The 12,897-nt window shown below is 61.2% G+C and carries 11 protein-coding genes; 6 read left to right on the forward strand and 5 right to left on the reverse strand.

Features of this window, described 5'->3' with window-relative positions; genetic code table 11:
- Nucleotides 1–382: 382 nt before the first annotated feature.
- Entirely contained in the window at nucleotides 383–1,774 is a 1,392-nt protein-coding gene (pdxR, locus tag AC2ETI_RS29610) for a MocR-like pyridoxine biosynthesis transcription factor PdxR (RefSeq protein WP_483634799.1), read from the reverse strand.
- A gap of 49 nt (nucleotides 1,775–1,823) precedes the next feature.
- Here pdxR and AC2ETI_RS29615 point away from each other — a divergent pair, with 49 nt between their 5' ends.
- The 4 genes from AC2ETI_RS29615 (at nucleotide 1,824) to AC2ETI_RS29630 (ending at nucleotide 6,069) form a co-directional block, all read left to right on the forward strand.
- The gene (locus AC2ETI_RS29615; protein ID WP_021333711.1) at nucleotides 1,824–2,282 is read left to right on the forward strand and encodes a carboxymuconolactone decarboxylase family protein; all 459 of its coding nucleotides are present in this window, start codon (nucleotides 1,824–1,826) and stop codon (nucleotides 2,280–2,282) included.
- A gap of 620 nt (nucleotides 2,283–2,902) precedes the next feature.
- Nucleotides 2,903–4,351, forward strand: coding sequence for a hypothetical protein (locus tag AC2ETI_RS29620; RefSeq protein ID WP_308371843.1), 1,449 nt, complete (start codon nucleotides 2,903–2,905; stop codon nucleotides 4,349–4,351).
- 129 nt (nucleotides 4,352–4,480) lie between these two features.
- Nucleotides 4,481–5,194 (forward strand): class F sortase, encoded by a 714-nt coding sequence (locus AC2ETI_RS29625; protein WP_483634800.1) that lies wholly within the window; start codon nucleotides 4,481–4,483, stop codon nucleotides 5,192–5,194.
- Nucleotides 5,195–5,271: 77 nt separating this feature from the next.
- Entirely contained in the window at nucleotides 5,272–6,069 is a 798-nt protein-coding gene (locus AC2ETI_RS29630; protein ID WP_020968280.1) for an SDR family NAD(P)-dependent oxidoreductase, read from the forward strand.
- A 14-nt stretch (nucleotides 6,070–6,083) separates the two neighbouring features.
- Here the strand turns inward: AC2ETI_RS29630 and AC2ETI_RS29635 are convergent, their stop codons facing one another.
- The gene (locus AC2ETI_RS29635; protein WP_019746669.1) at nucleotides 6,084–7,205 is read right to left on the reverse strand and encodes a GGDEF domain-containing protein; all 1,122 of its coding nucleotides are present in this window, start codon (nucleotides 7,203–7,205) and stop codon (nucleotides 6,084–6,086) included.
- Nucleotides 7,206–7,380: 175 nt separating this feature from the next.
- Here AC2ETI_RS29635 and AC2ETI_RS29640 point away from each other — a divergent pair, with 175 nt between their 5' ends.
- Together AC2ETI_RS29640 and AC2ETI_RS29645 are read left to right on the forward strand one after the other, a co-directional pair.
- Nucleotides 7,381–8,025 carry a GntR family transcriptional regulator gene (locus AC2ETI_RS29640; RefSeq protein ID WP_042950544.1) on the forward strand — a complete coding sequence of 215 codons (645 nt, stop codon included), beginning with the start codon at nucleotides 7,381–7,383 and terminating at the stop codon, nucleotides 8,023–8,025.
- Nucleotides 8,025–9,299, forward strand: a complete 1,275-nt coding sequence (locus AC2ETI_RS29645) for an MFS transporter (protein WP_029254359.1) — start codon at nucleotides 8,025–8,027, stop codon at nucleotides 9,297–9,299. Before AC2ETI_RS29640 ends, AC2ETI_RS29645 begins: the two co-directional genes overlap by 1 nt.
- A 49-nt stretch (nucleotides 9,300–9,348) precedes the next feature.
- Here AC2ETI_RS29645 and AC2ETI_RS29650 read toward each other — a convergent pair whose 3' ends face one another.
- The 3 genes from AC2ETI_RS29650 to AC2ETI_RS29660 form a co-directional block, all read right to left on the reverse strand.
- The gene (locus AC2ETI_RS29650; protein WP_113682034.1) at nucleotides 9,349–10,920 is read right to left on the reverse strand and encodes a flotillin family protein; all 1,572 of its coding nucleotides are present in this window, start codon (nucleotides 10,918–10,920) and stop codon (nucleotides 9,349–9,351) included.
- Nucleotides 10,921–10,931: 11 nt separating this feature from the next.
- The gene (locus AC2ETI_RS29655) at nucleotides 10,932–11,447 is read right to left on the reverse strand and encodes a hypothetical protein (protein WP_063315111.1); all 516 of its coding nucleotides are present in this window, start codon (nucleotides 11,445–11,447) and stop codon (nucleotides 10,932–10,934) included.
- Between the two features lie 148 nt (nucleotides 11,448–11,595).
- A complete protein-coding gene (locus AC2ETI_RS29660; protein WP_051119069.1) occupies nucleotides 11,596–12,897 on the reverse strand; it encodes a M1 family metallopeptidase in 1,302 nt (433 codons plus the stop codon).

Genomic DNA, 12,897 nt, shown 5'->3' on the forward strand with positions numbered 1-12,897 from the left:
GAAGCTAAGCCCTTCAGCGCCGATGGTACTGCACTCGACAGGGTGTGGGAGAGTAGGACACCGCCGAACACAAATTAAGAGAAGCCCCCCCAACCAGTGATGGTTGGGGGGGCTTTCTCGTACCCAAAACACCCCGAAACATCCCGTCGCCGGCACCCCCCGGATCGAGCGAACGGTACGTTCGTCGCCTCAGATCGACCGAACGTACCGTTCACACCATTAGGGGCGGGCGCACGGCCGGCTCACCACCCCGTCCGGGATCGAGCGAACGACGCTCTCACCGCCTCCAACGAGATGAACGGTACGTTCACTCCATCAGGGCAGGGCAGGGCAGGGCAGGGCAGGGCAGGGCAGGTGAGCGAATGGGTAGATCCGACAGGCGTTATCGCAGAGCCGCCTGCAACACCTCGCAGAGCACATCCAGCGTCCTGGAGTACTGCGACTGCGTCGGCGTGCTGTAACCGACGACGATGCCGTCACCGCCGACTGACGACACGTCGGGATGTCGGAAGACGGACAACCCTTCGAGCCCGAGATCGTGCGCCTGCGCCGCCGCAAGAACAGATTGTTCGGTGCCGGAGGGAAGGCGGATCACAGCGTGAAGACCCGCGGAGATCCCCTCGACCCTGGCCCGGGGTACTTGCTGTGCAAGGGTCGCAACCAGTTGATCGCGTCGTCGTCGATACGAGGTACGCATCTTTCGAATATGGCTGTCGAATCTTCCGGATTCGATGAAGTCTGCCAAGGTCAATTGATCCGTTGAACTTACCCAGCGTTCGTAGGGTCCCTTTGTTGCGAGGACGGGTTCGATCAGCCTGTCCGGCAACACCATCCATCCGATGCGAATGGCCGGCGACAGTGTCTTGCTGACAGTGCCGAGGTATGCAACGTGCTGCGGCGCGATTCCTTGGAGTGCGCCGACAGGCTTTCTGTCGTAACGGAATTCGCCGTCGTAGTCGTCCTCGATGATGACGCCACCGGTAGTCGAGGCCCATTCGAGAGCGGTCGCGCGCCTCGCCGGCGTGAGGGGACCTCCGAGAGGGAACTGATGCGTCGGCGTCAGCAGAACACTCTCAGCAGGTGTTGACGCCAATTCGTCAGTGCAAGTGCCTGATTCGTCGACCGAAATGGGAATTGTCAGCAGTCCTTCGTCGACGAGCAACTGTCGGTGCAGGTGAAGGCAGAAAGCATCGACCGCAATCGTTCCTCCGAGTGCACGGGCGAGGAGGGAGATCCCGTGACCCGAGCTGGCACTGATCACAATGCGGCTCGGATCGACGCGAACGCCTCTGGTGCGGCTCAGGTATGTGGTGAGGGCGTTTCGGAGTTCGACTCGGCCTCTGGGATCAGTGGTCGCGAAAGCGTCGGTCGGCGCGGTGGTCAAAGCACGTCTGGCGGACGAAATCCATGCAGTGCGGGGAAACGCCGACGCGTCCGGCGATCCGGGGAGAAGGCTGTAGGTCAAGCGCCGTCGGGTCGGCGATGGATCGACCTCGCGACTGTGTGTGCTGGCGAGCGTGGCGACCACGGTCCCGGAACCCGGCCGTGTGACAAGCCAACCAGCGGCGGCGAGCTCGGCGTAGCAGTCCGCAACGGTGTTTCGGGCAACTCCGAGATCGAGTGCGAGGGTGCGGGAAGGTGGGAGTCTGGTGCCGGGCTTCAACAGTCCACTGTCGATCGCGTCGCGAAGCGTCTGAAGCAGCGCAGCGCGAATCCCGATTCCCTGTGGCAGCTCGATATGCAGATCGAACCCAAGATTGGCCCATGAATTCATCACCGGATTGAACCATGATTCGGGGTCTTTTCGGGATTACGGTTTGAGTATGACTACAACAACAGGCCAACGACTGGATATCGCAAAGCTGGCGCCCGAGGTCTACAAGGCGATGATTGCGTTGGATGCCGCTGCGCGCAAGGGACTGGAGCCGACGCTCGTCGAGCTGGTCCTCACGCGTGCGTCGCAGCTGAATCATTGCGCGTGGTGCTTGGACATGCACACTCGAGACGCCCGAAAGGTCGGCGTCACGGAGCAGAAGCTCTACCTACTGAACGCGTGGGAAGAAGCGCGAGGGATGTACTCCGATCGCGAACGTGCCGCGCTCGCCTTGACCGAGGCCGTGACAGTCCTTACCGACGGTTTCGTTCCGGACGAGGTGTACAGCGAGGCGGCCGGCGAATTCTCGGACGAGGAACTGGCCCAGCTCATCAGCGTCATCTTCACGATCAATGCGTGGAATCGCATTGCGGTTACCACAAGGAAGGCGCCTCCGGTCCGAGACTGATCCGAGGCTCGTACTCCGCTCTCTGTCGGGGGCAGATTTCCGCCGTCGGAGATCTGGGTAATCGCCACAAAGAGGACCAAAAGATTGGTTAAGACTGTGAACAAAACCAACAGATTCTCTAAATGTGAGGCAAATCACATTTAGGAAATCGGTGGATTGTTCCGAGTATCTGCAAGTTGTCTGAATCCAGACAAAGCAGTCTCGGTTGGAAGTTCCGGTGAAGGGGTCCGCATTGCGGACCCCTTCTTTTGTGTGCGCGCTGAAAACGCCCCTTCCTGTGAGTTTCCCCAGAATGTCCGAGTTACCGACCGGCTAGCGTCGGAGGAATGCCGGAAACGCCCCGGTTACGTGAGCCGATTTTGAGTTGATCGCGATAGTTGTGCGGTTGGACAAAGGTGCAGTCATCTTATTGGCTAACTCGTCGTCCGGAGGTTCAAGCTGCGTACGGGGGCTCGACGATCGGGTGGACTTTCTTGAAACATGCACTACATTGCCATCTAGTAACTGGCTGGTTGCCAAAAGCGATCAGCCGATCCTCTCGGAAGTGAGCGCTGGGTGGCGTGGCCTTGGGAATCCAAGCAACCTTCCCGCTACCGAAATGTCTTGAAAGGGAAGCTTTGATGACTGTGTCTGGTTCACGGCGTAGGCCGCTTGTTCTCCGGCTCTCGCTAACTGCAGCTATTGCCGCAACGGTGGCCGGTAGTAGCGTTGCTTTTGCTTCACCAGCTGTGTCCGCGCCGATGCCGGTGCGAACCGCGGCTGCTCCGGCGTTCACCGCCGGGTTGTGTGAGGGCACCGAGTACACGCCCTCAGAGCAGATGCTCGACATCTCTGGCATTCGGCTGGATCACTTCAACGACGGCAACATCGTGCCGATGTACGGCACCACCGATCGGGGTACATCGGCCGCGGTGGATGCTCCGGTCTGCGGTGTCCGCGACGTCGACGGAATTGCGAAGTCGGAATGGATGTACTGCACGGACTTCGATCTCGATCCATGTGCCGGCGTCGACGAAAACGGTTTGCCCGTGGACAAGCACAACGACGAGATGGGTGCGACGGTTCCGTCATCGGGCAATCCCGATCTGTCAGCCGACGATCTCGCTGTCATCAGTTGGTTGCTGCAGAATCCCGCCAAGCTCGACGGCGTCGTTTCGGGAAATGGCAGTGAGGATGCACGTTCGGCGCGGCAGACGCTGGTGTGGTGCGTTTCGGACTACGACAATCCGCTGATGGCCGATTTCAAAAGCCTGTGCGACAGGAACATCGGCGACGACGAGCGAGCTCGCATCGTCGAGATCATGAACGTCACGCAGACGCTCGACCTCGTTCGCAAGACGCCCGCGACGGGAACTTTGAAGGCAGGCGAGACTGCCGTATTCACCCTGAACACGAATATGTACCGGAAGCCGATCAATGTTCAGTCCTCGGCGGGCACCGAACTCACCGTCTGTGGCGACAACGCCAAGGCAACGTTGAGTGCAAACCAATTGACGGTCGACGGCCGCGGCGACGCACCGACTGCCGTGGATCTATGCCTCACCGCTGCGGACGGCGGTGACTACTCCGTGACCGCAAGCGTCATTCCGGATTCGGTCGAGAACCTGCACTGGAACACGGCAGGCGCACAGTGCCAGGTCTTCGCGTCGTTCGACACCGTTCGGCCGGCGTTGATGAATGCGTCTGCCAGCGTCGGATATGCAGCAGCGCCCACGACGACACCCGCAACGACGACACCGGCAACAACGACACCGGCAACCACGACGCCTGCAACTCCGGTCGTTCCGATTGTGCCCATCGTGCCGATTGTTCCGATCGTGCCCATCGTTCCGATTGTGCCGGTCGTGCCCGTAGTTCCGGGTGCGCCTGTTCCGTCGCAGCCGGTTGCAACTCCCGCTGCTCCGGCGCCGTCCGCTCCGAAGCCGGCTACCGGACCTCGCCCGGTTGCCATCGACGGTGGTGCCGCTGAACAGAATTCAGGCCGTAACGTTGCCGTCGCAGTGACGGGCCTCGGGCTTGTCGGAATGGCTGCCGCCGGAGCAGTTGCTCTCCGCCGCAAGCGTTCCTGACGCCAGGCAGATGTAGTAGACGTCGGCACCGATCACAGGCTGTGTGATCGGTGCCGACACAGATCAGACGCAGGGGGCGTCAATTCGCAAGAGGCGCCGGGGGTGCCTCATCCCGCAGGAGACAGTTCGATGACCATGTACGAGTCGGATCCCAATCCATCCAATCCATACGACGATCCCAACCATGATCAACCCACGAGGCCAGGCAAAGGGCGTCGTGTCGCGTTCATTCTGGCTCTCATCGCGGTGTTGGTCGCTGGTGCTTCCATGGCCTTCGTCGGCCTGCGATCCTCTGATGACGATGCTGCGATCCCGCCGAGTCCGGGAGTTGTGAGTCCGGGAGTTGTCCTGTCGCACTCTGCGAATCCGGCAGCGCCTTCGGATGAGTTGATGACTCCCAACACCCTCTCGCTCGACCCGGTCGGTGTTCAGGCGTCGATCGTGGACGCCACCGTGCCGGAAGGAGTTCTCACTCCGCCGGAGAACGTCAAGAACGTCGGAATCTGGCTCGACGGCGCCTCGCTCGACTCGGTCACCGGCACGACTTTGATTGCCGGACATGTCAATTTGGCCGGCCAGGGTAACGGTGCACTGTTCGACCTGGGCACGATCGAACCGGGTGAAGTGATCCGTACATCCGACGCGACGGGCAAGAGCACGTCGTGGAAGGTGACTGCGGTGACGACACGCCCGAAGGCCGATGGCGTGGAGGAAAGCGTGCTGGCCGGCCCGGATGGCCCTCGAAAGTTGGCAGTCGTAACCTGCGGCGGCGAACTGCAATTCGAGGACGGTGTGGGTAACTACGCCGACAATGTCTACCTGTACGCGGATCTGATGGTCTGAGACACAGAAACAATCCAGTCGGTCCCCGATCCCTCTTCGTAGAGATCGGGGATCGCCTGTTGGATAGTGTCGCAGGTATGGATCTTCACCTGTCTGGAAAGCGTGCGATCGTTGCCGGTGGTAGCAAGGGGATCGGTCTGGCAATCGCCAGAGGTCTGGCTGCTGAAGGGGTCGACATCGCGATACTCGCGCGCACTGAGCAAACCGTCGTAAGCGTTGCACGAGATTTGGTTTCGGAGTTCGGAATTCGTGCGATCGGAGTCATGACGGATACGCGAGACGACGATGCGGTTCAGGCGTCGGTGCGGCAAGTAGTAAAGGAGTTCGGCGGCGTCGACATTCTGGTCAACTCGGCAGCGACTCCGTTCAGCGCCGGAAAGCCGACGGATTTCGAGGCGACCACAGACGACGTCGTGCGCGACGAAGTCGAAGTGAAAGTGCTCGGCTACCTGCGCACTGCGCGTGCTGTGGCGCCGTATCTGATCGATCAGGGTTGGGGTCGGATCATCAACATCAGCGGTTTGGGCGCCAGACAGGCAACCTCGATCGCCCACACGATCCGCAACGTCAGTGTGTCTGCGCTGACCAAGAATCTTGCAGACGAGCTGGGCCCCAAGGGAATCAACGTCACTGTCGTCCATCCGGGCGTGACGCGGACCGAGAGGTTGACCGCGCGGATTGCGCGCGAGTCGGAAGAATCCGGCCGCTCGCAGGCGGAGGTGGAGCGGGGTATCGCGACGAATTCGATACACCGGATCATCGACGCCGAAGAGGTGGCTGATGTCGTGACCTTCCTGGCATCGCCGCGAAGCATCGCGATCACCGGTGACGCGGTGGCAGCGGGTGGAGGAGTGCCGGGGCCGGTCTATTACTGAGAACTCACGTACTGCTACCTGCTCGCGGTGGTGACGATCGTGTGAACACGTCCGCCGCCGAGTCTCTTGCTTTCGTACATCGCCGAATCGGCGACTTTCTGCATGTCGGTGAACGCTGTTGCACGCTCTTCTCCGGCGACGAATTTGTGGGTACGCACGGCGATTCCGATGCTCGATGTCGACGGTATCTCGTCGGTATTCGAGTGCATTGCCGGTCCGATCGAGTCGAGCATCGGGCCGATGGCCGGCACGGAAAGTCTTTGAGCGAGGATGAATTCGTCGCCGCCGACCCGTGCGACAACAGCATCGGCATGTGCCCAGGCGGACAACCGCTGTGAAACCCGGAGAATTATGCGGTCGCCCACGTCGTGACCGTGTACGTCATTGATCGTCTTGAACCGGTCGATGTCGATCGCGATCACGAGTAGTGCCGCCGATTCCTGACGCTGGAACTCCGCGAGTACCTTCTCGACGTGGCGGTCGAGGCCACGACGGTTCAGGAGCCCGGTGAGGGGATCGAGGTCGGAGCTGGACGCGTCCATGCTGAGCATCGTCAGCACGATCTGCGAGATGAACGCACAAACCACGAGTGCGGTGACGACAACCAGCACTTTCGAAACACCGAGCGCAGGATCTCGCTCCGGCCCGAAGAGGATCGGCTGCGCAGCCACCACGATCATCACAACCGAGAAGGTCAGGTGTGCGATCTGCAACTTCGGATTGTGAAAATAGGCGATGTAGATACCGATCAGCGCGTAGATGACACAGGTAAGTAATCGCGCAAGCTGCGAGGAATCTCCAAGTACGGAAATTGTGACTGCGATGTCGCAGAAGACTACGAAACCGAACGAGCGGCGCTTTGTCGGGCCGAAGACCCACCATGAGACTCCGACCATGAAGCACGAGATCACGACAACAGTGTTGAAGAACAGCGCAATCGTGCTTGTCGGACCGGCCGGACTGAATCTGTTGAGTAGTGCGCACACGCCCAGTCCGATGACAATGATGCCAAGTAATAGCCGGGTGGCGGTCGTGAGGCCGTTGTCGCGGAGATAGCGAGTGAATCGGTCGTATTGATCGGGGAGGGCCAGCCACTCGCGGGTCAGGGTCCTCATGGACTTCATCTGCGACGTCATGAGTGCGTCAGTCTGCGATGGCGGGAGCGTGCGCCGTTCATCGTGAACTGACTCCTCTTCTGTCTGGCACCTTGCAATGCTAGCTGGATCGATGCCGTGTTGGACCGAGATGTTCGGATCGGCGACCCGAATGTCTGGGTTCCGCCAGCGTGGAGTATAAATACATCTTGTGTCTATGTTGTATTCCGCTTCGGAAAACGTCTTCCGCGAAGTCAAGGAGCTGATCCTTTCCGGCGAACTCGCCGGCGGGGAGCTGATCAGCGAGGGTGACATCGCCGCTCGGACCAATGTGAGCCGAACGCCGGTGCGTGAGGCGTTTCTGCGTCTCGAGTCGGAAGGTTGGATGCGCCTCTACCCGAAGAAGGGGGCGCTGATCGTCCCGGTCGCGGATGGGGAAGCGGAACACGTAGTCAGTGCCAGACAGCTCGTCGAGACTCAGAGCGTTCGAGTGGTGTCGGTCCGACCGCACGCACGTGAAGCGCTGGTCGCAGCGTTGCGCGCGAATCTGATCGAGCAACGGGAGATTGCTGATCGCGGGGACGTTGCCGCGTTCAGCGCGATCGATGCCGACTTTCACAAGATGATCGTTGCCGCCGGTGGGAACCCTTTGCTCGACTCGTTCTACGCGAGTCTGCGCGACAGGCAACGACGGATGACAGCGCGGTCGATCTCACGCGACCCCGGCCAACTGTCTCGCATCCTTGCCGACCACACCGCGCTTACCGACCTCGTCGAAACAGGCGATGCAGACGGATACAACACTGCCGTCCTCACACACATGCGCCAGGTGCACGGCCTCGGCTTCGAAGGAACTCTGTGATGAGCACCCAAACGATAGACGCTGGGACCGCAGCCGAACGTCGTCCAGGCAGTGAACGTGGCACCGGCGGAAAATGGCTGTGGCTGACCGTTGCCGCCAGCATGTTCGCCGCGGCCTGGGGCGGCAACGAATTCACGCCACTTCTGGTGATGTACCGACTCGATCACGGCTATTCGCCGGTGATGGTCGACTTCTTCCTCTTCGCCTACGTCGTCGGAATTGTGCCGGCCCTGCTGCTCGGCGGCCCGCTGTCCGATCGATTGGGTCGACGCCCGATCATGCTCCCCGCGCCGATCATCGCGATCGCCGGTTCGACGCTGCTCGCTTTCGGGGCCGACTCCGCTGCCGCTCTCATTCTGGGAAGAATCCTCTGCGGCATCGCCTTGGGGATTGGTATGGCCGTCGGCGGCTCCTGGGTCAAGGAGTTGTCCACGCAACCTTGGGATTCGACGGCGTCGGAAGGCGCGGGTGCCAGGCGAGCAGCGATGAGTCTGACTGCCGGCTTCGCCTTAGGGGCGGGTGCCGCGGGAATCTTGGCGCAGTGGGCGCCCCTGCCGAGTGTGTTGGCGTACGTCCTGCACATCGCGATCACCGTCCTCGCGGCCATGGCACTGTGGCGTGCTCCCGAAACACGACCGGCACAGGCGAAATCCGACCGACGCAGGTTGATCGACGACCTCAAGATCCCCTCGGCAGGTCATCGTAGATTCCTCTACGTCGTTGTTCCGTTGGCGCCGTGGGTGTTCGGTGCTGCCAGTGTCGCGTATGCAGTTATTCCGGCGCTCATGACCGGGCACAGTGGCGATGCGCCCGTGGCCTTTTCGGCTCTGCTGTGCATGGTCGCGCTGACATGTGGCTTCGCTATTCAGTCGTTGGGGCGCAAGATCGATACCGACCGCAGCGCGCGCGGCGCCGTTGTGGCTCTGGTGTTTCTGGTGGTCGGTATGGCCGGCGCTGCTCTGGTTGCGTCGACGCTGACCGTGGCGATCGCGATCGTGGCTGCAGCGATCCTCGGTTGCGGGTACGGCATGGCATTGGTTTCCGGGTTGCTGGAGATCCAGCGAATCGCGGGGCCGGACGATCTGGCAGGACTGACCGCGGTGTTCTACTCGATCACCTACATCGGTTTTGCTGTGCCTGCGTTGCTGGCGATGCTGTCGGAAAGCATTCCGGCGCTGAGCTACACGGTGACTCTTCTGTTCGGATCAGCCGCCGCCGCTGCCTGCTTGATTCTGATTCTCTTCAAGTCGCGTTCACATCTTCCGAGCGCGTGATGCCGTCCGGTCCGCCGACACCTGCGAGGGTCGGCGGACCGGGGCGAAATCACGCGTCTACAGTTGCGGAACCGTTTTCCGAATTGTGGACCGAATTGTGTACCGAACCAACCGGAACCGATGCGGTCTTGTTCAGGCCGTTGAGCAATCCGGTGATATCGACGCCTGAGTTTTCGAGAGTTTCGATGACGCCGGCGATCACCTGGGGGCTGATGCCCAGGATCGAGCCGATCGAACCCTGGGCCCCGTCACTGCCGCCGACGATGGAGATGCGATCGATGTCGCCGACCGGCTTCGCTGCTGCTGCGGTGGCGTCGACCAATGCTGCCAGAACATCAGGCAGAGTGAGCAACTGCGCGGCCTGCGGGGTGTAGGAATTGAGCGCCTCGGCGATCTGACGCTTGCCGGCGGCCTCGGCTTCGAGCTTGGCACGCAAACCATCCGCCTCGGCTTGTTGCTCGGCACGAACCGCATCGGCCGCTACCTTGCGGCCGTCGGCTTCGGCTTCCAGACGTGCTCGAAGGCCGTCGGCATCAGCCTGTTGTTCAGAGCGAACGGCGTCGGCGACGAGCTTTCGTGCATCGGCCTGAGCGCCGCCGGCTTGCCTTGCTGACTCGGCCTGTGCCTGGGCGCGGAGGATCGCGGCCTGTCGCTCACCCTCTGCGCGTGCGATGGAGGCTTGGCGTTCGGCCTCGGCCGGTGCAATGACATCTGCCTGCAATGCCGCTTCCGATTGCTGGGCGCGACGACGCTCGACCTCGGTGCGAGCTTCGACGCGGGCCGCCTCGGCCTGCTCCCGTGCGATGCCGACGGCCTTCTCGGCTGTTGCCTGCGCGAGAGGTCCGGCCTGGTCGGCTTCTGCGTTCTCGGCTTCGGTCTGTGCTCGCAGGCGAGCGAGTTCGACGTCGCGTTTCTGATTTGCACTCGCGATCGCGGTGTCGGCCTCGGCCTGTGCGACCGAACCTGCCTGTCGCGCCTTTGCTGACTGGATCTGCGAATCACGCTCTGCTTCAGCAGTTCCGATCGCGGCATCACGTTTGACCTCGGCGATGCGGCGCTGACCGAGCGATTCGAGATAGCCGTTGAAGTCGGAGATTCCCGCGATCTTGATGACATCGACTTCCATGCCGATGCGGGCGAGGTCGCCGCCTGCCTCCTCGACCACACTGCGCGCAAGCGAATCGCGATTGGAGTTCAGATCCTCGACCGTCATGGTCGCGGTGATTCCGCGCAGGCTGCCTGCGAGGATTTCGTTGATCTGCTGCTGGAGCTCGTCCAGGTCGGAAGTCAGGAATCGTTGCACCGCTGTCTGAACCGCTTCGTCGGCGGAACCGATTCGTACCAGGCCGACTGCCTCGACGTTGACAGGAACGCCGTCGTTGGAGAGCGCATTCTTGAGATTGATGCTGACGTTGAACGGCTCGAGCGACATGATATCGACACGTTCGATGCCGGGAATCTTGAACCGGGCACCGCCGCGGACGACCTTCGGCTTGCCTCGTCCGGTGAAGACCGCCACTTCGTTCGGCGGGACCTTGACGTAGTTCTTCACGTAGATCGCGGGGAGAACAATGAAGATGATTACTGCGACTACAACCGCAATGATGATGATTGGCAGCATGTATCGAGTCCTTAGATCGCGTCGTCAACCGTGACGACGTGAAGGTATTGATCGTCTACATCGGCGATGTAGACGGTGGTGCCGGTGGTGAGCGCCATCGGCTGTGCACTGACGGCCTTGGCCTGCACGCGATTGCCTTCGGCGTCGACGAACGAGACTTCTCCCCAACCTTCGGCTGCGATGGTGAGGGTGACCGTGCCCAACAGTCCGTGGTATGAATTGCGCCCGATGTGCGAATTATCTTGTTGTTTAAGGAGATAGGGGAGAAGAAGGCCGCGCGTGACGACAACGAGAACGGCGGCGAGTGCGAGTGCTGCAATCACCGCTACCAGCGTCGGAGCGTCCGCGAGAGTGGCAGCTACGCCGCCGGCGCCGAAGCCGAAAAGTGCTGTGGCCAAAGTTGTCAGGCTCAGAAATGGCAGCCCGTCTGCGTGGCCGCCGCCCAGATCTGCAACCTCGCCGACGGCAAAGGCTCCGATCAGGGCGACGACCCCGATCACGAAACATATTGTGAATACAACGAACATCGATCCCCCGATCTACCTGTCGAGGAAGCGTGCCCTGAGAATTGTGTTGTCGGGGTCGTCCCTCGGCCCACCTCTATAGTAAAGGTAAGACAAAGCTAATCGGCGCATTCGGAATGTTTCGGCGTGGTGCTACGGCTGGGGGAAAGCGTCAAAGCCGAGGTAGCGGGCGTTGATTCAGCCAAGCATCCCAGAGAGGGCGCAGTGGGGTGTCGGTGAAACGTGAAGCGAGATCGGTGAATTGCTCGGTGCTGACCGTGCTGTGCCGATGCTTCGTAGTCCACTGGCGAATCAGTTCGAAGAACTTCTCGTCTCCGAGAACGCCGCGCAGGGCGTGCAGAGTCAACGCGCCCCGCTTGTAGATTCGATCGTCGAACATCAGGGCAGGCCCGGGATTGGCGACGATCAAGTCCTGAGATTTACGCCCGAGCCCTTGATAGGCGTTGGTCGCGAGTTGGTTCGAGGATGGGCCACCGGAATTCTCGGACCAGATCCACTCCGCGTAACAGGCAAAGCCTTCGTGTAGCCAGATGTCGCACCACTGCCCGAGAGTGAGGCTGTTGCCGAACCATTGATGGGCAAGCTCGTGTGCGACAAGACGTTCGGAACCGCGCCTACCCGTGCAGTGGTTGGCTCCGAAGATCGAGAGTCCCTGCGCTTCGATGGGGATTTCGAGTTCGTCGTCGGTGACCACAGCGGTGTAGTCGGCAAAGGGATACGGGCCGAACAGCTTTCCGAAGACCTCCAGCATCTGGGGTTGGCGCCCGAAGTCGACGTCGAACGCTGCGCGCAGCCGAGGTGGGTGAACGGCGAAGACCGGTACCGGCCCGGCGCTCACCTGTCGGTGCTCGTACTGACCGATCTGAATCGTCGCCAGGTAGGTTGCCATCGGTTCGGTCTGCTCGTAGACCCACGTCGTCTGACTCGCACGGGTCTGCTTGCGGATCAGCTTGCCGTTGGCGAGGGCATAGAACGGGGAATCGGTGGTGATCGAGATGCGGTACGACGCTTTGGAAATCGGATGGTCGTCGCACGGGAACCAGGACGCCGCGCCGTTGGGCTGACTTGCGACCAAAGTTCCTTCGTCGAGTTCCTCCCAGCCGACTTCGCCCCACAGGCTCTTGATCGGCTCGGGGTTGCCGCTGTACGCGATGGTGACCGACAGGGCACCGCCCGCGGGGATCTTGGTAGACGGCGTGAGGATCAGCTTGTTGTTCAAGTGCGCGTACTTGGTGCCGCGGGCACCGTTGACGGACACCTTGGACACCTGCAGGTTCTGCGCGAGGTCGAAGCTGAACTTGGATCGGCTCTCGGTGGTGACAGCGGTGATGACTGCCTTGCCGGCGAGACGGTTACTGAAGACCTTGTACGTCAGATCCAGTTCGTACCGAGACACGCGGTAACCGCGGTTGCCGTTGTGTGGCAGGTACGGATCGAGCGGCTCTTCGAGCAT

The sequence above is a fragment of the Rhodococcus sp. MurmanLake-1 genome, assembly GCF_056945715.1.

Coding starts and splice junctions, on each gene's coding strand:
- AC2ETI_RS29640 (WP_042950544.1), top strand. CDS start 7,381: ATGTTGTATTCCGCTTCGGAAAACGTCTTCCGCGAAGTCAAGGAGCTG.
- AC2ETI_RS29630 (WP_020968280.1), top strand. CDS start 5,272: ATGGATCTTCACCTGTCTGGAAAGCGTGCGATCGTTGCCGGTGGTAGC.
- AC2ETI_RS29655 (WP_063315111.1), bottom strand. CDS start 11,447: ATGTTCGTTGTATTCACAATATGTTTCGTGATCGGGGTCGTCGCCCTG.
- pdxR (WP_483634799.1), bottom strand. CDS start 1,774: ATGAATTCATGGGCCAATCTTGGGTTCGATCTGCATATCGAGCTGCCA.
- AC2ETI_RS29660 (WP_051119069.1), bottom strand. CDS start 12,897: ATGCTCGAAGAGCCGCTCGATCCGTACCTGCCACACAACGGCAACCGC.
- AC2ETI_RS29635 (WP_019746669.1), bottom strand. CDS start 7,205: ATGACGTCGCAGATGAAGTCCATGAGGACCCTGACCCGCGAGTGGCTG.
- AC2ETI_RS29620 (WP_308371843.1), top strand. CDS start 2,903: ATGACTGTGTCTGGTTCACGGCGTAGGCCGCTTGTTCTCCGGCTCTCG.
- AC2ETI_RS29625 (WP_483634800.1), top strand. CDS start 4,481: ATGACCATGTACGAGTCGGATCCCAATCCATCCAATCCATACGACGAT.
- AC2ETI_RS29650 (WP_113682034.1), bottom strand. CDS start 10,920: ATGCTGCCAATCATCATCATTGCGGTTGTAGTCGCAGTAATCATCTTC.
- AC2ETI_RS29615 (WP_021333711.1), top strand. CDS start 1,824: ATGACTACAACAACAGGCCAACGACTGGATATCGCAAAGCTGGCGCCC.
- AC2ETI_RS29645 (WP_029254359.1), top strand. CDS start 8,025: ATGAGCACCCAAACGATAGACGCTGGGACCGCAGCCGAACGTCGTCCA.